Source organism: Pseudomonas sp. yb_2, from assembly GCF_043103905.1.
In the GTDB taxonomy this organism is placed as follows: Bacteria; Pseudomonadota; Gammaproteobacteria; order Pseudomonadales; family Pseudomonadaceae; genus Aquipseudomonas; species Aquipseudomonas alloputida.
This window is the reverse complement of sequence record NZ_JBICKH010000033.1, coordinates 75,489-97,586: the sequence shown is the minus strand read 5'-3', so window position 1 is coordinate 97,586 and position 22,098 is coordinate 75,489. Positions and strand designations below refer to the sequence as shown.

Annotated in this window: 24 protein-coding genes; 14 read left to right on the top strand and 10 right to left on the bottom strand. The window is 61.8% G+C overall.

The window, feature by feature from the left end; translation table 11 throughout:
* Positions 1-90: 90 nt before the first annotated feature.
* The 3 genes from ACF8FB_RS07430 to ACF8FB_RS07420 all read right to left on the bottom strand — a co-directional run bounded on the left by ACF8FB_RS07430 (position 91) and on the right by ACF8FB_RS07420 (position 3,389).
* Entirely contained in the window at positions 91-1,269 is a 1,179-nt protein-coding gene (locus ACF8FB_RS07430; protein WP_104886552.1) for a VWA domain-containing protein, read from the bottom strand.
* A gap of 13 nt (positions 1,270-1,282) precedes the next feature.
* Positions 1,283-2,128: a MoxR family ATPase gene (locus ACF8FB_RS07425; protein ID WP_003254658.1), complete on the bottom strand. Its 846-nt coding sequence runs from the start codon at positions 2,126-2,128 to the stop codon at positions 1,283-1,285.
* Between the two features lie 187 nt (positions 2,129-2,315).
* On the bottom strand, positions 2,316-3,389 hold the full coding sequence (locus ACF8FB_RS07420; protein WP_392510764.1) for a DUF748 domain-containing protein: 1,074 nt from the start codon (positions 3,387-3,389) through the stop codon (positions 2,316-2,318).
* A 132-nt stretch (positions 3,390-3,521) separates the two neighbouring features.
* Between ACF8FB_RS07420 and cysK the strand changes: the two genes are divergently transcribed.
* The 3 genes from cysK to ACF8FB_RS07405 all read left to right on the top strand — a co-directional run bounded on the left by cysK (position 3,522) and on the right by ACF8FB_RS07405 (position 6,921).
* Entirely contained in the window at positions 3,522-4,496 is a 975-nt protein-coding gene (gene cysK, locus ACF8FB_RS07415; RefSeq protein WP_003254654.1) for a cysteine synthase A, read from the top strand.
* Between the two features lie 173 nt (positions 4,497-4,669).
* Complete coding sequence (locus ACF8FB_RS07410; RefSeq protein ID WP_003254653.1) at positions 4,670-5,605, top strand: aspartyl/asparaginyl beta-hydroxylase domain-containing protein; 936 nt, start codon at positions 4,670-4,672, stop codon at positions 5,603-5,605.
* 434 nt (positions 5,606-6,039) lie between these two features.
* Positions 6,040-6,921 carry a DMT family transporter gene (locus tag ACF8FB_RS07405; protein ID WP_003254651.1) on the top strand — a complete coding sequence of 294 codons (882 nt, stop codon included), beginning with the start codon at positions 6,040-6,042 and terminating at the stop codon, positions 6,919-6,921.
* A 3-nt stretch (positions 6,922-6,924) separates the two neighbouring features.
* Here the strand turns inward: ACF8FB_RS07405 and ACF8FB_RS07400 are convergent, their stop codons facing one another.
* Both ACF8FB_RS07400 and ACF8FB_RS07395 read right to left on the bottom strand, forming a co-directional pair.
* Complete coding sequence (locus ACF8FB_RS07400) at positions 6,925-7,383, bottom strand: DUF4265 domain-containing protein (protein ID WP_004576044.1); 459 nt, start codon at positions 7,381-7,383, stop codon at positions 6,925-6,927.
* A 13-nt stretch (positions 7,384-7,396) separates the two neighbouring features.
* Positions 7,397-8,272, bottom strand: a complete 876-nt coding sequence (locus tag ACF8FB_RS07395) for a DMT family transporter (RefSeq protein WP_014755695.1) — start codon at positions 8,270-8,272, stop codon at positions 7,397-7,399.
* A 204-nt stretch (positions 8,273-8,476) separates the two neighbouring features.
* On the opposite strand from ACF8FB_RS07395, the gene aceK reads away from it, so the two are divergent.
* On the top strand, positions 8,477-10,192 hold the full coding sequence (gene aceK, locus ACF8FB_RS07390) for a bifunctional isocitrate dehydrogenase kinase/phosphatase (protein ID WP_010955236.1): 1,716 nt from the start codon (positions 8,477-8,479) through the stop codon (positions 10,190-10,192).
* A gap of 19 nt (positions 10,193-10,211) precedes the next feature.
* On the opposite strand, the gene ACF8FB_RS07385 is transcribed toward aceK, so the two are convergent.
* Positions 10,212-11,072: a DUF6279 family lipoprotein gene (locus tag ACF8FB_RS07385; RefSeq protein ID WP_010955235.1), complete on the bottom strand. Its 861-nt coding sequence runs from the start codon at positions 11,070-11,072 to the stop codon at positions 10,212-10,214.
* A 130-nt stretch (positions 11,073-11,202) separates the two neighbouring features.
* Here ACF8FB_RS07385 and ACF8FB_RS07380 point away from each other — a divergent pair, with 130 nt between their 5' ends.
* The gene (locus tag ACF8FB_RS07380) at positions 11,203-12,039 is read left to right on the top strand and encodes a S1 RNA-binding domain-containing protein (RefSeq protein WP_010955234.1); all 837 of its coding nucleotides are present in this window, start codon (positions 11,203-11,205) and stop codon (positions 12,037-12,039) included.
* A 5-nt stretch (positions 12,040-12,044) separates the two neighbouring features.
* Here the strand turns inward: ACF8FB_RS07380 and ACF8FB_RS07375 are convergent, their stop codons facing one another.
* Entirely contained in the window at positions 12,045-12,425 is a 381-nt protein-coding gene (locus ACF8FB_RS07375; protein ID WP_003254641.1) for a hypothetical protein, read from the bottom strand.
* Positions 12,426-12,660: 235 nt separating this feature from the next.
* Between ACF8FB_RS07375 and ACF8FB_RS07370 the strand changes: the two genes are divergently transcribed.
* From ACF8FB_RS07370 to def, 3 genes are all read left to right on the top strand, one after another.
* On the top strand, positions 12,661-12,840 hold the full coding sequence (locus ACF8FB_RS07370; protein ID WP_012051514.1) for a CsbD family protein: 180 nt from the start codon (positions 12,661-12,663) through the stop codon (positions 12,838-12,840).
* A gap of 160 nt (positions 12,841-13,000) precedes the next feature.
* Positions 13,001-13,957, top strand: coding sequence for a YihY/virulence factor BrkB family protein (locus ACF8FB_RS07365; RefSeq protein WP_003254637.1), 957 nt, complete (start codon positions 13,001-13,003; stop codon positions 13,955-13,957).
* On the top strand, positions 13,957-14,493 hold the full coding sequence (gene def / locus ACF8FB_RS07360; RefSeq protein WP_392511163.1) for a peptide deformylase: 537 nt from the start codon (positions 13,957-13,959) through the stop codon (positions 14,491-14,493). Before ACF8FB_RS07365 ends, def begins: the two co-directional genes overlap by 1 nt.
* Here the strand turns inward: def and ACF8FB_RS07355 are convergent.
* Positions 14,448-14,852, bottom strand: coding sequence for a GNAT family N-acetyltransferase (locus ACF8FB_RS07355; protein ID WP_392511162.1), 405 nt, complete (start codon positions 14,850-14,852; stop codon positions 14,448-14,450). The genes def and ACF8FB_RS07355 overlap by 46 nt on opposite strands.
* A 318-nt stretch (positions 14,853-15,170) precedes the next feature.
* On the opposite strand from ACF8FB_RS07355, the gene ACF8FB_RS07350 reads away from it, so the two are divergent.
* The 5 genes from ACF8FB_RS07350 to ACF8FB_RS07330 all read left to right on the top strand — a co-directional run bounded on the left by ACF8FB_RS07350 (position 15,171) and on the right by ACF8FB_RS07330 (position 18,450).
* Positions 15,171-15,428: a DUF2790 domain-containing protein gene (locus ACF8FB_RS07350; protein ID WP_003254632.1), complete on the top strand. Its 258-nt coding sequence runs from the start codon at positions 15,171-15,173 to the stop codon at positions 15,426-15,428.
* 462 nt (positions 15,429-15,890) lie between these two features.
* A complete protein-coding gene (locus ACF8FB_RS07345; RefSeq protein ID WP_003254630.1) occupies positions 15,891-16,316 on the top strand; it encodes a nuclear transport factor 2 family protein in 426 nt (141 codons plus the stop codon).
* Between the two features lie 44 nt (positions 16,317-16,360).
* Positions 16,361-16,705: a YciI family protein gene (locus tag ACF8FB_RS07340; RefSeq protein ID WP_010955228.1), complete on the top strand. Its 345-nt coding sequence runs from the start codon at positions 16,361-16,363 to the stop codon at positions 16,703-16,705.
* A 21-nt stretch (positions 16,706-16,726) separates the two neighbouring features.
* Entirely contained in the window at positions 16,727-17,212 is a 486-nt protein-coding gene (locus tag ACF8FB_RS07335) for an SRPBCC family protein (RefSeq protein WP_392511161.1), read from the top strand.
* On the top strand, positions 17,212-18,450 hold the full coding sequence (locus ACF8FB_RS07330; protein ID WP_392511160.1) for an RNA polymerase sigma factor: 1,239 nt from the start codon (positions 17,212-17,214) through the stop codon (positions 18,448-18,450). Before ACF8FB_RS07335 ends, ACF8FB_RS07330 begins: the two co-directional genes overlap by 1 nt.
* 119 nt (positions 18,451-18,569) lie before the next feature.
* Here the strand turns inward: ACF8FB_RS07330 and ACF8FB_RS07325 are convergent, their stop codons facing one another.
* Together ACF8FB_RS07325 and ACF8FB_RS07320 are read right to left on the bottom strand one after the other, a co-directional pair.
* On the bottom strand, positions 18,570-19,040 hold the full coding sequence (locus ACF8FB_RS07325) for a MaoC family dehydratase (RefSeq protein WP_014755701.1): 471 nt from the start codon (positions 19,038-19,040) through the stop codon (positions 18,570-18,572).
* A 34-nt stretch (positions 19,041-19,074) separates the two neighbouring features.
* The gene (locus tag ACF8FB_RS07320) at positions 19,075-20,019 is read right to left on the bottom strand and encodes an alpha/beta hydrolase (protein WP_392511159.1); all 945 of its coding nucleotides are present in this window, start codon (positions 20,017-20,019) and stop codon (positions 19,075-19,077) included.
* Positions 20,020-20,237: 218 nt separating this feature from the next.
* On the opposite strand from ACF8FB_RS07320, the gene fadD2 reads away from it, so the two are divergent.
* On the top strand, positions 20,238-21,926 hold the full coding sequence (gene fadD2 / locus ACF8FB_RS07315) for a long-chain-fatty-acid--CoA ligase FadD2 (protein WP_392511158.1): 1,689 nt from the start codon (positions 20,238-20,240) through the stop codon (positions 21,924-21,926).
* The last annotated feature ends 172 nt before the right edge of the window (positions 21,927-22,098 follow it).

The following is a 22,098-nucleotide window of genomic DNA, read 5'->3' as shown; positions in this document are numbered from 1 at the left end:
TCCCACAGGGATAGCACTGCATTTGAGGGTTGTGAATGTGGGGGGCCTGTGGGAGCGGGCGAGCCCGCGAAAGGGCCGGTACAGGCAACCTCACTTGGACAGGTAGCGCATCCCGTCCTCCAACCCTTGCAGGGTCAGCGGATACATCTTGTCCTCGATCAGGTCGCGCACCAGATGTGTCGAGGCGGTGTACTCCCAGGCCTGCTTGGGGTACGGGTTGATCCAGATGACCTTCCTGAATTTTTCCATGAAACGCTGGATCCACACATACCCGGCTTCTTCGTTCCAGTGCTCCACGCTGCCACCGGGCTGGGTGATCTCGTAGGGCGCCATGGCCGCGTCACCGACGAACACCACCTTGTAGTCATCGCCGTACTTGTGCAGCAGGTCGAAGGTGGAAAAACGTTCGGACGTGCGGCGCAGGTTGTTCTTCCACACCGACTCATAAACGCAATTGTGGAAGTAGTAATACTCCAGGTGCTTGAACTCGGTCTTGCAGGCCGAGAACAGCTCTTCGCAGACTTTGACGTGGGCGTCCATCGAACCGCCAATGTCGAACAGCAACAGCAGCTTCACGGTGTTGCGCCGCTCGGGGCGCATCTGGATGTTCAACAACCCGGCATCACGCGCGGTGTGGTCGATGGTGCCATCGATGTCGAGCTCTTCGGCGGCGCCTTCGCGGGCGAACTTGCGTAGCCGGCGCAGGGCCAGCTTGATGTTGCGGGTGCCAAGCTCGACCTGGTCGTCGAGGTTCTTGTACTCGCGTTGGTCCCAGACTTTTACTGCCTTGCCCTGACGCTTGCCGGCGTCACCGACGCGGATGCCCTCGGGGTTGAAACCACCCGAGCCGAATGGGCTGGTGCCGCCGGTGCCAATCCACTTGTTGCCGCCAGCGTGGCGTTCCTTTTGCTCTTCGAGGCGCTGCTTGAATGCCTCGATAAGCTTGTCCAGGCCGCCCAGCGACTGGATCTGCGCGCGTTCTTCATCGGTCAGCGAGCGCTCGAATTCCTTGCGCAGCCAGTCTTCGGGGATTAGCGCCTCGATATGCCGGTCGAGGTTTTCCAGGCCCTTGAAATAGGCTGCGAAGGCACGGTCGAACTTGTCGAAGTGGCGTTCATCCTTCACCAGGATGGCGCGGGCGAGGTAGTAGAACTCGTCCATGTCGGCGAACACCACGCGCTTTTGCAAGGCCTGGTGCAGGTCGAGCAGTTCACGCACCGAAACCGGCACCTTGGCCGCACGCATCTCATTGAACAGATTGAGCAGCATGGCCCTGCTCCTGTCAGCGGTTGCCGCGCCGGCTCATGAAGGCCAGGCGCTCGAGCAGTTGTACATCCTGCTCGTTTTTTACCAGCGCACCGGCCAGCGGCGGGATGGCCTTGGTCGGGTCGCGTTCGCGCAGCACCGCTTCACCGATGTTGTCGGCCATCAGCAGCTTGAGCCAGTCGACCAGCTCGGAGGTGGACGGCTTTTTCTTCAGGCCCGGCACCTTGCGCACGTCGAAGAACACATCCAGCGCCTCGCTGACCAGCGACTGGCTGATGTTCGGGTAGTGCACGTCGACAATCTGCTGCAGGGTAGTGCGGTCGGGGAAGGCGATGTAGTGGAAGAAGCAGCGGCGCAGGAAAGCGTCCGGCAGCTCTTTTTCGTTGTTCGAGGTAATGATGATGATCGGACGCTGTTTGGCCTTGATGGTCTCGTCGATTTCGTAGACGTAGAACTCCATCTTGTCGAGTTCTTGCAGCAGGTCGTTGGGGAATTCGATATCGGCCTTGTCGATTTCGTCGATCAGCAGGATGACCCGCTCGTCGGCCTCGAAGGCCTCCCAGAGCTTGCCCTTTTTCAGGTAGTTGCGCACATCGTGCACCTTGTCCACGCCCAGCTGCGAGTCGCGCAGGCGGCTGACCGCGTCGTACTCGTACAGCCCCTGGTGGGCCTTGGTGGTGGATTTGATGTGCCAGGTGATCAGGCGCGCCCCGAACGAAGCCGCCAACTGCTCGGCGAGCATGGTTTTGCCGGTGCCCGGTTCGCCCTTGACCAACAGCGGGCGTTCGAGGGTAATGGCCGCGTTTACCGCCAGTTTCAGGTCGTCTGTGGCGACGTAGTCGCGGGTGCCTTCGAACTTCATGGGGGGTTGTCCTCTGTTTAGGGCTGTGCGGGCCTTTTCGCGGTACAGGGTTGAAGGTGCGGGTTTACCCGCGAAGCGGCCCGAACAGGCAGCACATAATCCGGATTTGTTTCCGACTATAACGCGGGGCCAGGCGGCTGCAAACGCAGACCGGGTATTCAGTCCCTGAATGCCCCGTCACGCTGTCTCAGTCAGACTTCGGCGCTGGTTGCTCATAGCGCGCATTGAATGCCTGGACAAACCCGTTGCGCAGGATCTGCAAGAACGCTTCGAAGGCACTGATATCCTGTTGGCGCACACTGCCGCTGAGTTCCACCCGGGTGGCGAACTGGTTTTTCGGCTGGTTCTTCAGCACCGTCTCCGTCGCACCCACCAGGGCCTCCCACACCGAGCGGAAGAAACCCTTGTCCTTTTCCTCGACGTCCTGTTGCCAGTCGAACACGTCGACATCACGCAGCAGCGGTTTTATATAGCCGTTCAGCCGGCCGTTTTCTGCCTGGGCCTCGATGACCACGTCACCGTGCCCGGCATTGAAGTCGAATTTGCCGTAAGCGCTGGCAAAGTCATTCAGTTTGCGCAGCTCGATGCCGGTGGCGCGAAGCCTGAATTCGAAATCGTCGAAATCACTGAAAGGGTCGAAGGTGGCACGGCTTTCTACATTCGCATCCCCTGCGATGAGCGCCGTGCCTTCGAAACTTGCGTCGCGACGGCCTTTCTGGTCGCGCACGTTGGTCAGGTTGCGGATGCTGGCGTTCAACCGGGTGGCCTTGAGGTCGACCGGTGGCTTGGAATTGAAGTTGCGGAACGTCAGCACGCCATTGTCGATACGCACTTCGTTGAGGGTGATGGGCAGGAGTTTTTCCAGCTGCTGGCGCCAGTCGGTACCTTGGCCGGTCTGCGACGCCTGTTTGCTACCACCGTCGACAAAATTCAGCTCGGGATGCACGAAGGTCACCTCCGCCACCACTGCCTTGTCGTACCACAACGAATGCCAGCTCACCGAGAGGTCGATCAGTGGGGCGTCGAGAAACGGTACGGGCACCTTGCCGGTGGTCTTGATGATTTTCAGCCCGTTTATCTGATAGGCACCGCGCCACCAGGCCAGGTCCACATCGGCTACCTGGCCGCGGTAGTCTCCCATGTCGGCCAGCTTGTCGTTGAGGTAGTCGCGCACCAGGTAGGGCAGGGCCAGGTGCAGCGCCACCAGCAGCACGATCAGGCTGGCCAGGCCGACCAGCGGCCAGCGATAGCGGGCTTTCATGAGGCTGTCTCCAAGGCGGGATGTGCGGTTGACCGCAACGTGCCGGGCTGAGTTCGAACAGGCTTTACGGGCCACCGCCGCAGGCTTACCCTTGAGGCATTTCCCTGCTTTTTCATGCCAAGGACCCCTGCCATGAGCCGTATCTTTGCAGACAACGCCCACTCCATCGGTAACACGCCGCTGGTGCAGATCAATCGCATCGCCCCGCGCGGCGTGACCATCCTGGCCAAGATCGAAGGGCGCAACCCCGGGTACTCGGTCAAATGCCGCATTGGCGCGAACATGGTCTGGGACGCCGAAAGCAGCGGCAAGCTCAAACCGGGCATGACCATTGTCGAGCCCACCTCGGGCAACACCGGTATCGGCCTGGCCTTCGTCGCCGCCGCCCGCGGCTACAAGCTGATGCTGACCATGCCCGCTTCGATGAGCCTGGAGCGCCGCAAGGTGCTGAAGGCACTGGGCGCCGAGCTGGTATTGACCGATCCGGCCAAGGGCATGAAGGGCGCGATCGAGAAGGCCAACGAAATCGTCGCCTCCGACCCGGAGCAGTACTTCCTGCCGGGCCAGTTCGAAAACCCGGCCAACCCGGCCATTCACGAGAAAACCACCGGCCCTGAGATCTGGAACGACACGGACGGCGCCATCGACGTGCTGGTGGCGGGTGTGGGCACTGGCGGCACCATCACCGGCGTGTCGCGTTACATCAAACATACCCAGGGCAAGGCCATCCTGTCGGTGGCAGTGGAGCCCGTGGCATCGCCGCTGATCAGCCAGACCCTGGCCGGCGAAGAACTCAAGCCCAGCCCGCACAAAATCCAGGGCATCGGCGCCGGCTTCGTGCCGAAAAACCTCGACCTGTCGATCGTCGACCAAGTGGTGACGGTGACCGACGAAGAGTCCAAGGCCATGGCGATTCGCCTGATGCAGGAAGAGGGCATCCTTTGTGGTATTTCCTGCGGTGCGGCAATGGCGGCAGCGGTGCGCCTGGCCGAAAAACCGGAAATGCAGGGTAAGACCATCGTCGTAATCCTACCCGATTCGGGCGAGCGATACTTGTCGAGCATGCTGTTCAGCGACATGTTCAGCGAGCAGGAAAACCAGCAGTAATCAGCCTTCCCGCTGATCCGGCGCAACAATCGGCGGCCTGGTTTATTGCAAAATCTTCATGAATGCGATCCCGCCCGGGTTGTTTTTACCGCGGCGGGATCGGTTTATGATGGCAGGATGATTTTCTGGAGAGCAGGCAGCGCAGCCCTGGCTCTTCCCCAAGGAGTGAAAGCATGACCTTTTCCTTTGCAGCCAAGGCGGGTGTCTTGCTGGTGTTTTTCGGCAGCGTGCTGTTCGTGCACCTGCGCGGCAAGGCCCGCCTGCCGGTGTTGCGCCAGTTCGTCAACCATTCGGCGCTGTTCGCCCCCTATAACGCGTTGATGTACCTGTTTTCCGGCGTGCCGTCCAAGCCCTACCTGGATCGCCAGCGCTTCCCGGAGCTGGACGTGTTGAAGGACAACTGGCAGGAAATTCGTGAAGAGGCCATGCGCCTGTTCGACGAAGGCTATATCCGTGCCGCTGAGAAAGATAACGACGCCGGCTTCGGTTCGTTCTTCAAGAAAGGCTGGAAGCGCTTTTACCTGAAGTGGTACGACAAACCGCTGCCTTCGGCGCAAACCCTGTGCCCGCGCACTGTCGAGCTGGTCAGCAGCATCCCCAATGTCAAGGGCGCAATGTTTGCCCTGCTGCCCGGCGGCAGCCACCTGAACCCGCACCGCGACCCGTTCGCAGGCTCGCTGCGTTATCACCTGGGGCTGTCCACGCCAAACTCCGACGCATGCCGCATCTACGTGGACGGTGAGCAGTACGCCTGGCGTGATGGCGAAGACGTGATGTTCGACGAAACCTACGTGCACTGGGTCAAGAACGAAACCGACGTTACCCGCGTGATCCTGTTCTGCGACATCGAGCGCCCGCTGAGTAGCCCGCTGATGACGCGCATCAACCGTAAGGTCAGTGCCTTCCTCGGCCGCGCCACCGCGCCGCAGAACACCGACGACGAGCGCGTGGGCGGGATCAACCAGGCGTACGCCTGGAGCAAGCGCTTCAGCAACAGGATCAGCAGCCATGTGAAGCAGTTCAAACGCGCCAACCCCAAGGCTTACCGCGTGCTGCGGCCGGTACTGGCGGTGGTGGTGGCGTATCTGTTGTATCGCTGGTTGTTCTGAGTTTTTCTGCGTTAACCGGCCCCTTTGCGGGGCAAGCCCGCTGCCACCGGTGCGCCTCATCCTTCAAGGACGAGGGTGCGTTTCTGGCAGCGGGCTTGTGCCGCGAAGAATCACTCGCTATATTCCAGAACATTCACTTCTTCAAAGACCGCGTTCATGCCAGCCATCCCTTCCACCACACGCTTTGCCATCGCGCCAGTCGCGGGCCTGGTCGTGCGTGGTAGCCAGCAGCCGGTCATGATCTGTCACTCCCCACCACCTGTCAGTGGCGTCGTAGGCGGCGTAGCTCCGCCTCATTGCGTGGTTGTGCTGGGCTGATCGGCTTCGTGCCGCAACCCTTCGCACGCGCAACGTACTGAACACGGTCGGCTACTGCTCACGTTGAAGCGCACGCCGTCCGTTTGGCTTATCTGCCTACTATCAGGTGGCAATTCATGTCTGTCTTTACCAAAACGTCCGTGGCCTCGGCGGCCACTACCTGCCTGTTCGTCCTGCTGTGGAGCAGCGGGGCGATCGTCTCCAAGCTCGGCCTGGCGCATGCCAGCCCGTTTGCCTTTCTGCTGTTGCGCTCGGCGCTGGCCCTGGCCGGCCTGTTGCTGATCGGCCCGTTGCTAGGGCTGCGCTGGCCGCGTACTCGCGGGAGCATTCTGCGCGCCCTGGGTACCGGTTGTGTGCTGCTCGGTGCCTATCAGATCTTCTATCTGTTGGCGCTTGATACCCATGTCACCCCCGGCGTCATGGCCACGGTGATGGGGGTACAACCGATCCTCACCGTGGTGCTGATGGAACGCCAGCGCTCCTGGAGCCGTTTGTTCGGCCTGGGTTTGGGGTTGGGCGGCTTGATCATGGTGGTCTACCAGGGCATCAACCTGGGCGGGGTATCGCTGGCGGGCATGCTGTTCGCCCTGCTGGCGCTGGTCAGCATGACCTTTGGCTCGATCCTGCAGAAGCGCATTACCGACAACCCCATGGGCACGCTGCCGCTGCAGTACCTGGCCGGCTTTGCCATGTGCGCGCTGTTCGCACCTCTGCAACCGCTTCATGTCGAGTGGACCGGCAGCTTCGTCGGTGCGCTGCTGTGGATGGGCCTGGTGGTCTCGCTGCTGGCAACCTTGCTGCTGTACCGGCTGATCGCCAAGGGCAACCTGGTCAATGTCACCAGCCTGTTCTACCTGGTGCCGGCAGTGACTGCGGTGATGGACTTGCTGATCTTCGGTAACCGCCTGGCACCGCTCAGCCTGTTGGGCATGGGGCTGATCGTGGTAGGGCTGCTGTTCGTGTTTCGCAAGCCTGCCGCGCGCCTGGCCGAGGCGTAGGCCCTAGCGGAATTCTTCGGGGATGGCGTGGCGCAACACGCCTTCCTCGAAGTCCAGCAGGCCGGCTTCGCGCTGGGTGAGCAGGTAGTAGAGCAGGGTATCGAGCGAGCGTTGCGGTGGGACCTCGACCGCCAACATCTTCACTGCCTGCTCGGTTTCACAGGCGCAGCCGAAATCCAGCAATGCTGCGCGTACCTGGTCGAGGGTTTCCGGTGGTTTGACGACCACCCGGAACACCGAGCTGCCGCTGCTGTGGCGCAGCGCTGCGAACCAGGTTTCGCCTGCTTCCTCACGGGTGTCGATCACGTCGCCCGGGGCGATGCCATAGACATGGAAGGGGATGTTGTCGATGGCATAGCCGCCTTCCACGGCCTTGGCCCACAGGCCCTCGACCGAGGCTGGTGGGTAGCCGTTCTCGTCCTGTTCCAGGCGGAACAGGACCTTTTTGTACGCGCTGTTCATGCCGTACTCCGCTTCAGCTGCGCGCCGGGCGCAGCACCAGCCACAAGGCCAGGCCTATCAGCAGGCCGCCGTATAGATGCGCCATCGACAACGGCTCATTCAGCAGCCACGCCCCCCACAATACGCCGAATACCGGGATCAGGAAGGTCACGGTGCTGGCTTTGACCGGTCCGATCTCGGCCAGCAAGCGGAAGTACAGGATGTAGGCAAAGGCGGTGCACAGCAAACCCAGCCCCAGCAACGACAACCACACCTCCCAGCCCCCCCAGCTGGCGGGCGGTTGGGTGAGTGCGCTCCAGCCGAACAGCGGGGTCAGCATGAGCGTTGCGCCGAGCATGCTGCCCAGCGCGGAAAGACGGCTGTCCAGGCCACTGATCCAGCGGCGGGCGAGGAACCCGGCAAAGCCGTAGCAGGTGGTGGCCGCCAGGCAGGCGAGGGCGCCTTGCAGCAGGGCCATGTCCAGTGCCACCGGGCCGGCGCCGCTAAGGATGCCGACGCCGAACAGGCCAAGGAAGATGCCGCAGAGTTTGGCCAGGGTCATTGGCTCGCGGAAGAACAGTACGCCGACCAGCACACCCATCAGCGGGGTGGTGGCGTTGAAGATCGCCGAATAGCCGGCCGGCAGCACCTGGGCCGCCACCGAGTAGAAGGTGGCGGGGATGCCGGAGTTGATCATGCCCAGCACCAGGCACGCGCCGAGCTTGCCCTGGAAGTCCCAGCGCACACGGGCAGCGGCCAGAAGCACGATCAGGCCCAGGCAGGCGATCGAAACCCGGAAGAACGCGGTCGGCACCGTGCCCAGTTCGGGGGCGATGATGCGCATGAACAGGAAACTCGCTCCCCAGACGGCGGCAAGGGTCAGCAGGCGGGCTAGGGCGATGGGGCTCACAACGGTCTCCGGAGGTAAGGCAGGGGCGCGAGTGTACGCCAGGGGGCGGGGGGATTCTTGTGCTTTCTTGCTGTGTAATTCCTCTTGGGCTGCGGGGCTCTGGGCAAGGCAACTGCAACTACAGCTCGGGCCTTCAATGGCAGTAACCCATGAAGCCAAGGGCGGCTAAGCTCTGTACTCAATCCCAGCTCCGAGGCCCCACGCATGTCCCAGCCCTGGCCCGCTGTCGAAATCGCCCGGATGATCCTCGCCGGCTTCGACGACTACCGCGATCATTTCCAGCGCATCACCCTGGGTGCTCGCCAGCGCTTCGAACAGGCGCGCTGGCAGGATATCCAGCAGGCCGCCGCTGCCCGCATCAATCTCTACGAAGAGAAAGTCGCCGAAGTCAACGGTTGGCTGCGCCAGGCCTTTGCTGCAGAGGTGCTGCTGGATGTGGAACAGTGGCCGCTGGTGAAAAACGCCTATATCCACCTGATCGACCCCCGCCTGGACGACGAGTTGGCAGAGACCTGGTACAACTCGCTGTTTTGCAGCCTCTTCAGCCATGACCTGATCAGCGACGGCTGCATGTTCATCCACACTACCCGGCCTTCCATGCGCGGCCGCGAGCGCGCCGCGCAAACCCGTACCTATCGGCTTGACGGCAGTCTCAGGAACTTGCTGCGCGCGGTGTTCGCCGATTACCCGTTCGACATGCCCTATGGCGACCTGGAAGGCGACCTGGCGCGGCTGGAAGAACAACTGCGCGAATGCCTGCCCGACTGGGTGTGCAAGGACCCGGCGCTGGCCGTGGAGCTGTTTGTACCCGTGCTTTACCGCAACAAGGGGGCCTATCTGGTCGGCCGCCTGTACAACAGCGATGAGCAGTGGCCGTTGGTGATTCCCTTGCTGCACCGCGAGGGCCACGGCATCGAGGCCGATGCGCTGATTACCGACGAGGCCGAGGTGTCGATCATCTTTTCGTTCACCCGCTCTTACTTCATGGCCGATGTCCCGGTGCCCGCCGAGTTCGTCAATTTCCTCAAGCGCATCCTGCCGGGCAAGCACATTGCCGAGCTGTATACCTCGATCGGGTTCTACAAGCAGGGCAAGTCGGAGTTCTACCGCGCACTGATCAACCACCTGGCCAGCAGTGATGACCGCTTTGTCATGGCACCAGGGGTGCGGGGCATGGTCATGAGCGTGTTCACCTTGCCCGGCTTCAATACGGTGTTCAAGATCATCAAGGACCGCTTCTCGCCATCGAAAACCGTGGATCGCGCCACGGTGATCGACAAGTATCGGCTGGTGAAGAGTGTCGACCGGGTGGGGCGTATGGCCGACACCCAGGAGTTTGCCGATTTTCGCTTTCCGCGCAGCAAGTTCGAGCCGGATTGCCTGGCCGAGTTGCTGGAGGTGGCGCCGTCGACGGTGGCGCTGGAGGGCGACACGGTGCTGATCCGCCACTGTTGGACCGAGCGGCGCATGACGCCGTTGAACCTGTACCTGGAGCAGGCCACCGAAGGCCAGGTGCTGGAGGCGCTGGAGGACTACGGCCTGGCCATCAAGCAGTTGGCGGCGGCGAACATCTTCCCCGGCGACATGTTGCTGAAGAACTTTGGTGTGACCCGTCATGGCCGGGTAGTGTTTTACGACTATGACGAAATCAGCTTCCTGACCGAGGTGAATTTCCGCCACATTCCGCCACCGCGTTACCCGGAGGACGAAATGTCGGGCGAGCCGTGGTACTCGATCGGGCCGCATGATGTGTTCCCCGAAGAGTTTCCGCCGTTTCTGTTTGCCGATATGGGCCAGCGGCGGTTGTTCAGCCGCTTGCATGGGGAACTGTATGACGCGGATTACTGGAAGGGGCTGCAGGCGGCGATACGTGAGGGGAAAGTGATCGATGTGTTTCCGTATCGGCGCAAGGCCCGGTGAATCAGCGCGAACAGGCCTGTCACGCCTTCAAACACTTCATCTCGCTCAAATGGGTACGCACCTTGCCCAACCGTTCCTGCAGGAACCTCCGTTGCTGCGGGGTGCTCTGCCGCACCAGGTCCACCAGCAGGCTGCGTGCCTGCTGCTCGCTATTCCGATACGCCGCCCGGTATTCGGGTGTCCACAAACTCTCCTTGCGTTGCAACAAGGTCGCCAGGCGCGGTTCGAAGCTGGAGTCGTTGCGCTGGTTCATTGCCAACAGCAGTTGCTGCTGCCAGTGGGCACGGTTGGCGATCCATTCACGGTTCTGGTCACCCAGCGCTTGAGACCAGGCCTGGATGCGTTGCTTCTGTACCGCCGTCAACTCGCCAAACCATGGCGTCAGGCGTTTTTCCATGCGTTCGCTACGGCGGGCCATCTGCTTGGGCAATGGCGTATCCACATACTGCTTCTGCCGTTCACTGATGTCTTCGCGGAAGGCCTCACGCATCTGCGCTACCTGGTTGTCGCTCATGCCGCGCAGCAGTTCGGTGGCCGAAGGGGTGATTTCCTCGGCCAATCGACCAATTGCCTCACGGACCTCGCGGGTGCTTTGCTGCAGGGCCTGGTCGGTGACCTGGTCGTCGGCGACCATGTCACGTAGCCGGTCGAGCCAGTCGAGGTAGCCGGGCAGTTGAGTCTTGCAATGCCAGGCCAGGTGCTCGCGCAACCGATCATCCAGCAGCGCCCTTTGCTCGCGGTTCATGTCCAGGTAGTCGCTCAGCGACCACGGCACCAGGCGGTCGAGGTTGCGATAGGCCAGGTCGATGCGGCTGCAGGCGGCCAAGGCCAGGGCGAAGCCGATGGCGATAAGCAGGGCTTTGGGCAGGCGTAGCGGCATGTGCTGTTCCTTCCTCAGGCTGGCCAGAAGGTAGATGCAAGTGCGGCCTGGCGGTTCCACTGCATGAGTGGTCGGGCCATGTGGTGGCTTCAGGTGTAGAATAGCCGCCTTGTCTTGAGGATCATCGGAAATGGCTCTGCTTGGGCGTTACAACAGTTTGCAAATCGTGAAACACGTGGACTTCGGTCTGTACCTGGACGGCGGCGCCGATGGCGAAATCCTGCTGCCCGGGCGCTACATCCCGAAAAACGCCGAGACCGAGGTCGATGACTGGTTGAACGTGTTCATCTACCTGGACAGCGAAGACCAGCTGATCGCCACCACCGAGAAGCCCAAGGTGCAGGTCGGCGAGTTCGCCAGCCTGAAGGTCAAGGACATCAACGGTGCCGGTATCTTCCTGGACTGGGGCCTGTCCAAGGACTTGCTGATGCCGTACTCGGAAGAGGCTCGGCCACTGAAGATCGGTGATTACTGCGTGGTGCACGTGTACCTCGACAAGCGCACCCGCCGGATCACTGCCACGTCGCGCCTGGACCGCTACCTCGATGTCACCCCGGCCGACTACAAGGTTGGCCAGCCGGTCGAGCTGCTGGTGGCCGGCGAAACGCCGATGGGCTTCAAGGCCATCATCAACAACCGCCACTGGGGCCTGATCCACAAGAACGAGGTGTTCAAGTTCTTGCGCTCGGGCATGCACGAGAAGGGCTTCATCAAGGAAGTGCGCCAGGACGGCAAGATTTCACTGAGCCTGCAGCCGGTAGGCGCCGCCCTGGCGGACACCCTGCAAGAGCAGATCATGGCGCGCCTGGAAGCCGAAGGCGGGGTGTTGGGGGTGTGCGACAAGAGTGACCCTGCGTTGATCAGCAAGCTGTTCAACGTCAGCAAGGGCAACTTCAAGAAGGCCATTGGCGGGTTGTTCAAGCAGGGCCTGATCGTCATCCATGACGATCGCATCGAGAAAGCCTGACGGCCTTACGCCTGTACGAAGTTGCGGAAGTCCAGCTGCTCGCCACCCGGACGGGTGTCGCGCAGCAGCGAGTCCCGGTCGGCGCTGAGGGCCAGGCTGATGGTGGAGCGGCGCTTGCCAGGCTTGCGCACTTCCATTTGCTCAAGGTGAGCCTTGAGGAAATTGGTGGGCACCTTCAGGTGCTGCAGCTCATCGCTTTCCGGCGTGTGCAGCAGCAGGTTGACCCAGTCGGCCTGGCCCTTGCCCAGCAGTGCCACCGGCACTTCGAACCACCACAGGTTGCGTTTGTTGTCCAGGATGGCGAACAGGGTGTTGCTGCTGGTCAGCACCGGCCGGGCCAGTGCTTCGTTGCGCCGGGCGATGGCGGCGGGTTTGTCGAGTTTCATGCAGGTTCCTGCGCGTTGACGCTATGAAGGCCTTCATTGTGAGGGGTGGCACGGGGCGGAGCAAGGTTTGTGACTTGCGGTGCCAGTGCCGGCCTCTTCGCGGGCTTGGGCGGTATTCGCCTGCCGTTTTACCGTTCGGCTTCTGGCCGGGAAATCCGTTGAAACTCCTGGCCCAGGCGTTGGGTCAACCTTCTGTCGACACGGTTCACGTGTCTCCATTTGCAGGAGTTTTGCCATGAGCGGTACTAAAGACAAAGCGAAAGGCTTGGCCAACGAAGCGATCGGCAACGTGAAACAGGGTGTTGGCAAGGTGACCGACAACGACAAGCTGCGGGCTGAAGGCAAGGCGCAGGAGCTTAAAGGCGAGGCGCAGCAGGTCAAGGGCAATGTGAAGGATGCGGTGAAGAAGCCTTGACTTGAGGTGAGGCGGCCTGTGCCGGTCTCTGGCGGGTAAACCCGCGTAGAGGCCGGCACTATTCGTAAGCAAATTCTTCAATCACGGCCGGGAGCAGCACAGCTCGGGCACGGTCTATTAGACTTGCCTGTGTAACGATCAAGCGGCGAAAGGAGACGCTATGATTTTCCCCGACCTGCGCGGCTTGCCCCTGCACCGCGTGCTGGTTCGCACCGTCAAGGAATTCCTCGACGACGAGATGTCCACCTATGCCTCAGCGCTGGCCTACCAGGCGCTGTTCTCGCTATTCCCCTTCCTGTTGTTCCTGATTGCCCTGATCGGTTTCCTACATTTGCCGGACTTTTTCTCCTGGCTGCGTCTGCAATCGGAACTGGTGTTGCCGCCCCAGGCGCTGGAGCAGGTGAACCCGGTGATCGACCAGCTGCAACAATCCAAGGGTGGGCTGCTGTCGGTGGGTATCGTGATCGCCCTGTGGACCGCCTCCGCCGGCGTGCGCTTGATGATGAGCGCCATGAACGCCGCTTACGATGTGCCCGAAGGGCGCCCGGTGTGGAAGCGTATCCCGCTTTCCATTTTCTACACCGTGGGCCTGGCTGGCATGCTGCTGGCGGCCGCAGCGCTGATGGTGCTGGGCCCGCAGGTGATGGAATGGATAGCCGCCCAGATCGGCATGCAGGAGTTCATCGTCACACTGTGGACCATCCTGCGCTGGCCGGTGATCATCATTCTGCTGATGGTGGCAGTGGCCCTGATCTATTACGTGATGCCTGATGTGAAACAGCAGTTTCGCTTCATCACCCCGGGCTCGGTGCTGGCGGTTGTGGTGTGGATCGTGGCCTCCCTGGGCTTTGCCTACTACGTGAAGACCTTTGCCGACTACAACGCCATGTACGGCAGCATTGGTGCAATCATCGTGCTGTTGCTGTATTTCTATATTTCGGCTGCCGTGCTGCTGCTCGGCGCCGAAATGAATGCGGTGATCGAGCACATGTCAGCCGAAGGCAAGAACCCGGGCGAGAAAGACTTCGACGGGGAAAAGCCCAAGGAAACCTTGACTGTACTGGGTCACGAGCACCCGAACCCGAGCAAGCCTCATAGCGTCGAGCCGAACCCCTGATGATCCGTGACATTCTCAAGATGGGCGACGAACGCCTGCTGCGCATCGCTCCGCCAGTGCCCGAGCACATGCTTGGCAGTGCCGAACTGCAGCAACTGATCGACGACATGTTCGAAACCATGCGTCACGTAGGCGGTGTGGGCCTGGCTGCTCCGCAGATCGGCATCGACCTGCAGTTGGTGATCTTCGGCTTCGAGCGCAGCGAGCGATACCCCGATGCCGAGGCGGTGCCGCAGACCATTCTGCTGAATCCGGTCATCACCCCGACCTCAAGCGAGATCGAGGACGGCTGGGAAGGTTGTCTGTCGGTGCCTGGCTTGCGCGGCGTGGTGCCGCGCTTCAAGCATATCGGCTACCAGGGCATCGACCCCCAGGGCAACCCGATCAACCGCTTTGCCGATGGCTTCCATGCGCGGGTGGTGCAGCACGAGTGCGACCACCTGATCGGCCGGCTATACCCCTCGCGCATCCAGGACTTTTCCAGGTTCGGCTACACCGAGGTGCTGTTCCCTGGGCTCGAGGTCAGCGAGGACTGACCTCGCTGCAGGGCTACCAGGCGTTTGTTGCGCTGATAGCGAAGCAGGCGGCTGGCCAGGGCTTCTGGCAGCTGTTGGGCCAGGTCGAAACCCAGGCGCTGGTAGAAGGGCGTCAGGTCGGGATGACAGAACAGCCAGACGGGCCCGTCAACCTGCGCCAGTGCTGCCTCGATCAACTGCGCGGCCACCCCTTGGTGGCGCCGCTGCGGGGCGACGAACAGGCCCGTCAGCCAGAATCCCTCACCCACCGCACTCAGGCTCAGCCCGGCGATGATGCCAGGGGCCCGTGCTACCCACAGTTCGGCGTCGCTTGCAGCGCGCATGCGTGAGCTGTGCTGGCGGTAGAAGTGGTCCAGCAAACGGCGTTCTGTGTCCGAAAGCGTCGAACAGGACAATTTTTCAGAAATGGTGAGTCCTACCCTGAAACGTGGCCAGAGGCTCTGGCCTGATGATTTGCGGCCACTTTGTCGCAGATTGTTGCAAAACCGGCAAGGGTGAATATCCGACTCCGGGGTTCAACTATTGCTGGCCGGGAGTAGAATTTTCTTCATCCCCCCTGGCAGTACGAAGCGGGATCGGTACTTCGTGCCATCTAGACCCTAGATGACAACTTCTCCGCGCCGGATACGGCAATAGAAGTCAATCGATCAGCTTGAACGCTCTAAAGGCAAAACCACATGAAACCATTACTGATTCTTGCATTGGTCGGTATGTCCTCGTTCGCCCTCGCCGATGAGGCCAAACCCGTCTCCAGCGAGCCTGTGGCTCAGCAGTACGACTACTCGATGAACCTGGACATCAAGCGGGTGATCAACCTGTCGACCATCCCCAATGTCTGCGAAGTGGTACCTGCGACCATGACCTATGAAGACCATCAGGGCCAGGTACACACCATCCAGTACCGGGCCATGGGGGAAGGTTGCCAGCAGGGGTGATAGCTAGGTAGTGCGATGAAAGTTGCTGCGGGCTTCCATGTGATCGCCGCAGCATTTTCACCGTCCGTGGGATCGAGCGCCGCCCGCGCGGCGCATCGCGAGCAAGCTCGCTCCTACATTTGTTTCTGGCCAGTATTGCCTGTGCCTACGCGCGTGACCGCCTTGTTTGCTCCACCCGATATCGAGGAGGACGCCAAAGGGCCGCGCGCTTCTGCCTCAGGAATAACTGGCCCGAAACAAATGTAGGAGCGAGCTTGCTCGCGATGCGCCGCGCGGGCGGCGCTCGATCTCCCAGGCGCCCAATCACCGAGAACATTCACCAGGCAGTCCCTGATGCACGCTCTCAGCTGCCCCCCGACAAAATATTCTCCTCCACTGTCGATTCCCCCTCCCTCAGTTCGACCATAAGTGAAGGCACGCACGCAGTGTGCCAAAACACCCTGTCCTGTCGGAGGACCCCCGATGAGCACCGCAGCCGAATCCGAAATCCGCCAATTGATCGAGCGCTGGATGCAAGCCGTGCGCGATCGCGACATCCCGGGCATCATCGCCCCCTACGCCGACGATATCGTCGCCTTCGATGCCATCCAGGCCCTGCAATTCAAAGGCAAGTCCGCCTACACGGCGCACTGGGAAATGTGCATGGGCATGTGCACCGGCCCCATGGTGTTCGAACTTGCCCAACTTACCGTGTACGCCGCTGGCGATCTGGCCCTGGCCCATTGGCTGAACCGCTGTGGCCCGGGCGACGACGAAAGCCAGTGCGGCTTCATGCGCGCCACGGTGGGCTATCGTCGTCAAGGCGGCCAGTGGCAGGTCATCCACGAACACTGGTCGGCGCCTTTCGACATGGAAACGCAAAAAGCCCTGTTCGATCTCAAGCCCTGAGCCTTTATCGCCAAACGCACTTTGCCAATACCCTGGAGGCGACCATGAAATACCTGTGCCTGGTCTATTGTGACGAGGGGCTGTTGCACAGCCTGCCCGACAGCCCGGCAGACGCCGAATGCATGGCCTACGCCGAAGCCATTCACGGTTCCGGGCGCATGCTGGCGGCCGAGGCGCTGAAGCCGGTGCAGACGGCCACCACGGTACGCATGCGCAACGGACACATGAGCCTGACCGACGGCCCGTTCGCCGAGACCAAGGAGCAACTGGCCGGTTTTTACCTGGTGGAGGCCCGCGACCTCAACGAAGCGCTGAATATCGCCAAGGGCATCCCTGCTGCGCGGGTCGGCAGTGTCGAGGTGCGACCGGTGCGCGAGCTGCAACCCTGACAGCCAAGGAGAACAATCAGCATGAGCCTTGCCCCCATTGCCCAGGCGCAACACGAGTTGTCCATCAACCGCCTAATCGACGCCCCACCGGCCAAGGTATTTCGCGCCTGGACCGAACCCCAATGGCTGATGCAGTGGTGGGGGCCGCACGGCATGACCACCCCGGAGTGTGAAATGCAGTTGTGGGCCGGTGGCCTGTTTCGCACCCTGATGCGCGCGCCGGATGGTAGCGAGTACCCCAACCAGGGCGTCTTTCTGGAAATTGCCGCGCCACGCCGGCTGGTGTTCACCGATGCCTTCGGCCCCGGATGGGTGCCGTCGGACAAGGCCTTCATGACCGCCGTGATCAGCTTTGACGAGGAACAGGGCAAAACCCGCTACACCGCCCGTGCCTGGCACTGGAATGCCACCGACTGCCGGGCCCATGAAGAAATGGGCTTCCACCAAGGCTGGGGAGAAAGCCTGGACCGCCTGGTGGAGGTGGTGACCCAGCGGATGCCCGACTGATGGCCGCACTGGCCCATGTGCGCGCCGAAGTCGAGGCCGTGTACCGGCGGGAATCGCGGCGCATACTGGCGACACTGATCCGCTTGCTGGGTGATTTCGACCTGGCCGAGGAGGCCATGCATGACGCCTTCTTCATTGCCGTCGAGCGCTGGCAACGCGACGGTATCCCCGCCAACCCGCGAGCGTGGCTGGTCTCTGTCGGGCGCTTCAAGGCCATCGACGCGCTGCGCCGGCGCGTCCGCTTCGACCGCTCCCAGGCGGACTTGAGCATGCTGCTGGAGGGTCAGGCGCAGGACCCCAGTGAAGAAGAACTGCTGGCGGATGACCGCCTGCGGCTGATCTTCACCTGTTGCCATCCGGCCCTGTCGGCCGACGCTCAGGTGCCATTGACGCTTCGCGAAGTCTGCGACCTGACCACCGAGCAGATCGCCCGCGCCTTTCTGCAAAGCCCGACAACCATCGCCCAGCGGATCGTGCGTGCCAAGGCCAAGATCCGTGACGCGGGCATACCGTACCAGGTACCCGAGCTGAATGAGCTGCCCGAGCGCCTGGAAAGCGTGTTGCGGGTGATCTACCTGGTGTTCAATGAGGGCTATTCGGCATCATCGGGCGAAACACTGCTGCAGCAGGATATGAGCGATGAAGCCATTCGCCTGGCGCGGTTGCTGGTGCAGTTGCTGCCCGACCCGGAGGCGGTCGGCCTGCTGGCGTTGATGTTGCTGCAGGCGTCCCGGCAGCGGGCGCGCATCGATGGCCAAGGCGATTTGGTGGTTCTGGAGCAGCAGGATCGTAGCCTGTGGGACCGGCAGTTCATTGCCGAAGGCTGTGAACTGGTGCGCCTGGCCCTGCAGAGCCGTGCGTTCGGCGCCTATACCGTCCAGGCGGCGATTGCTGCTGTGCATGCCGAAGCGGCGACGGCTGAAGAAACGGACTGGGGGGAGATCGTCGGGCTGTATGACGTATTGCAGCGGTATTGGCCATCAGCGGTGGTGGCGCTTAACCGGGCGGTGGCGCTGGCGAAGCGGGATGGGCCGGAGGTTGGCTTGCGGGAAGTCGAAGGGATTCTGGCGCGGGGGGAGTTGCTGGACTATCACCTGGCACATGCGGCGCGCGCCGAGTTGCATTGCCAACTGGGGCAGGTAGAAGAGGCGCGAGCGGCCTGGCAGCAGGCGCTGGCCTTGACCCGGCAGGCGCCTGAGCGGCGGCATATCGAGCGGCGCTTGCAGGCTATCGAATGATGTGGGGGGTGCCGGCTCTTTGCGGGCCAGCCCATATCCCACAGGCTGCCCGCTAAATCAACGAATTAGCGGGTTACCCAGGACAGCAGCCTTGAAGTAGGTGCTGGCGGCATCACACTTCAGCTCGCCACAAAGTTCGGCGGCGACACCAGCTCGACGGTCTGCTGCTTGCGCGGCGCCAGGATTTCGGCTTCACCCGCGACCACCAGCTCGTCGTTCTGGTTGTACACGTTGGTGGCGATGCGCACCTTGAACTTGGGCAGCTTCTCGAGGATTTCCAGGCGCACGGTCAGGGTGTCGCCAATTTTCACCGGCTTCTGGAAGCTCATCTGTTGGCCCAGGTAGATGGTGCCAGGGCCAGGCAGTGTGCAGGCCACTGCAGCACTGATCAGCGCGCCGCTGAACATGCCGTGGGCAATACGTTCGCGGAACATGCTCTTGGCGGCGAATTCGGCATCCAGGTGAACCGGGTTGTGGTCACCGGACATCGCAGCGAACAGCTGGATGTCGCGTTCTTCAACGGACTTCTTGTACTCGGCCGTCTGGCCGACTTCGAGGGCTTCGTAAGGCGTGTTGGTGACCTGAGACATCGATGCTTCCTTAAGCGTTGGGCGAGGGCGGCTATCATTCACTGCGTGCAGGGCGGCCAAGGGCCAGCGCCTGTTCAAGCCAGCCGAGAATGTCGGCGATGACCTCGCCACGGTTGATTTCGTTGAGTACTTCATGCCGCGCCTCCGGGTAGACGCGCAGCTGTACATGTCGATTGCCGGTCGCGCGCAGGGCGTCGGCCAGATGGGTGAGACGCTTGCCGGCACTGACCGGATCACATTCTCCGCCGATCACCAGCATCGGCAGGTTGGGATCGATCTGCGCGAGGTTACCCGGCTGACTGATCTGCGCCAAGCCCTGCAGCAGATCGAGCCACAACTGGTTGGTGCAGCGAAAGCCGCACAACGGGTCATTCACGTACTGATCGACCTCGCCCAGGTCGCGGCTGAGCCAGTCGAATGCCGTGCGGTTGGGCTTGAAGGCGTTGTTGAACGAACCGAAGGACAACCATTCGATCAGTGCACTCTTGCCCAGTGGCCCCTGGCGCCAGGACTCCAGCCGGGCAATCAGCCGCGCAAAGCGGTACAGCACGGCCGGTTGGTAGTTGGAACCGCTAAGGATCGCCCCGTGCAGGCTGCCACTGTGATGCAGCAGGTACGCCTGGGCGATGTAGCTGCCCATGCTGTGGCCGAACAAGAACAGCGGCGTGCACGGGAACTGCTGGCCGATGTGCTGGGCCACACACCCCAGGTCATTGACCACGGCATTCCAGCCATGATGGCGGGCGAACAGGCCGAGGTTGCCCAGTTCGGCAGTGCGCCCGTGGCCACGCTGATCGGCAGCGAACAGGGCAAAGCCGGCCTCGCTCAGAGCCTGGCCCAGGCGCTGGTAGCGCCCGGCATGCTCGGCCATGCCATGGGCCAGCAGCACCACGGCCTTTACCGGTGTGGCCGGCAGCCATTGGTGTACGTACAGGCTGCAGTGCTCACTGGCGGGCAGCCAGAAGGCGTCGTGAGGCATGGCGGGTCCTTGTGCGCGCGGTTACCCGAACAGTGTATGCACAACCGGCCGGATTGCAGGAGGGGCACAAATAAGATTCACAATGTTAATGGCGGCACTTGGCGTATATGCCACCTTGGGTTTACCTGCTAACGTCGAATCAACGCCTTTTCGCCGGCAGGCGGTCAGGTAAAGGACTAAAGGACGCAGTGCAGGTCCAGGCAGAGGAACAATAATAAATGCAAGCCGACTTCTGGAATGACAAGCGCCCGGCAGGCGTGCCTTCCACCATCGACATCAATGCCTACGCCTCGGTCGTCGAGGTGTTCGAGCGCTCCTGCAAGCGCTTTGCCGACCGCCCGGCGTTCAGCAACCTGGGCGTGACCCTCAGCTACGCGGAACTGGAGCGCCATTCGGCAGCCTTCGCTGCCTGGTTGCAGCAGCACACCGACCTCAAACCGGGTGAGCGCATCGCCGTACAGATGCCCAATGTGCTGCAGTACCCCATCGCCGTCTTCGGTGCCATGCGCGCCGGGCTGATCGTGGTCAATACCAACCCGCTGTACACCGAGCGCGAGATGCGCCACCAGTTCAAGGACAGTGGCGCGCGTGCGCTGGTGTACCTGAACATGTTCGGCAAGCGCGTGCAGGAGGTGCTGCCCGATACCGGTATCGAATACCTGATCGAGGCAAAGATGGGTGACCTGCTGCCGGCCGCCAAGGGCTGGCTGGTCAACACCGTGGTCGACAAGTTGAAGAAGATGGTGCCGGCCTACCGGTTGCCCCAGGCGGTGCCGTTCAAGCAGGTGCTGCGCGAGGGCCGCGGGCTGTCGCCCAAACCGGTGTCGCTGAACCTCGATGACATCGCTGTGCTGCAGTACACCGGCGGCACCACCGGCCTGGCCAAGGGCGCCATGCTCACCCATGGCAACCTGGTGGCCAACATGCTGCAGGTGCTGGCCTGCTTCTCGCAGCACGGCCCCGATGGGCAGAAGCTGCTGAAGGACGGCCAGGAAGTGATGATTGCGCCGCTGCCGCTGTACCACATCTATGCCTTCACCGCGAATTGCATGTGCATGATGGTCACCGGCAACCATAACGTGCTGATTACCAACCCGCGGGATATTCCCGGCTTCATCAAGGAGCTGGGCAAGTGGCGTTTCTCTGCCTTGCTGGGCCTCAATACCTTGTTTGTCGCACTGATGGACCACCCGGGCTTCCGTCAGCTGGACTTCTCGGCGCTGAAGGTCACCAACTCTGGTGGCACAGCGCTGGTCAAGGCCACCGCCGAGCGCTGGGAAAACCTTACCGGGTGCCGCATCGTTGAAGGCTACGGCCTGACAGAAACCTCGCCGGTGGCCAGCACCAACCCCTATGGCCAGCTGGCGCGTCTGGGTACGGTGGGCATCCCCGTGGCGGGTACTGCGTTCAAGGTCATCGATGATGATGGCAACGAACTGCCGCTGGGCGAGCGGGGCGAGCTTTGCATCAAAGGCCCGCAGGTCATGAAGGGGTACTGGCAGCAGCCCGAGGCAACGGCCCAGGCACTGGATGCAGAAGGCTGGTTCAAGACCGGTGATATCGCGGTGATCGACCCGGACGGCTTCACCCGAATTGTCGACCGCAAGAAGGACATGATCATCGTCTCGGGCTTCAACGTGTACCCCAACGAAATCGAGGATGTGGTGATGGGGCATCCCAAGGTCGCCAACTGTGCGGCTATCGGCGTGCCGGACGAGCGTTCCGGCGAGGCGGTCAAGCTGTTCGTGGTGCCGCGCGAGGGGGGGCTGAGCGTTGATGAGCTGAAGGCCTACTGCAAGGCCAACTTCACCGGCTACAAAGTACCCAAGCACATCGTGCTGCGCGAATCGTTGCCCATGACGCCGGTGGGCAAGATTTTGCGGCGGGAGTTGCGCGATATAGCGTGATACCGGGATGGCTTCTTCGCGGGTAAACCCGCTCCTACACTGCCCAATGTAGGAGCGGGTTTACCCGCGAATGCCTTAAACCGCTCTAACAGGCTCTATACAGCCTTATCTGCGACATTTTGGATAATTACTCTAAAAATGACCTGTATTGTTCATTGAGTCATTTTTGTGA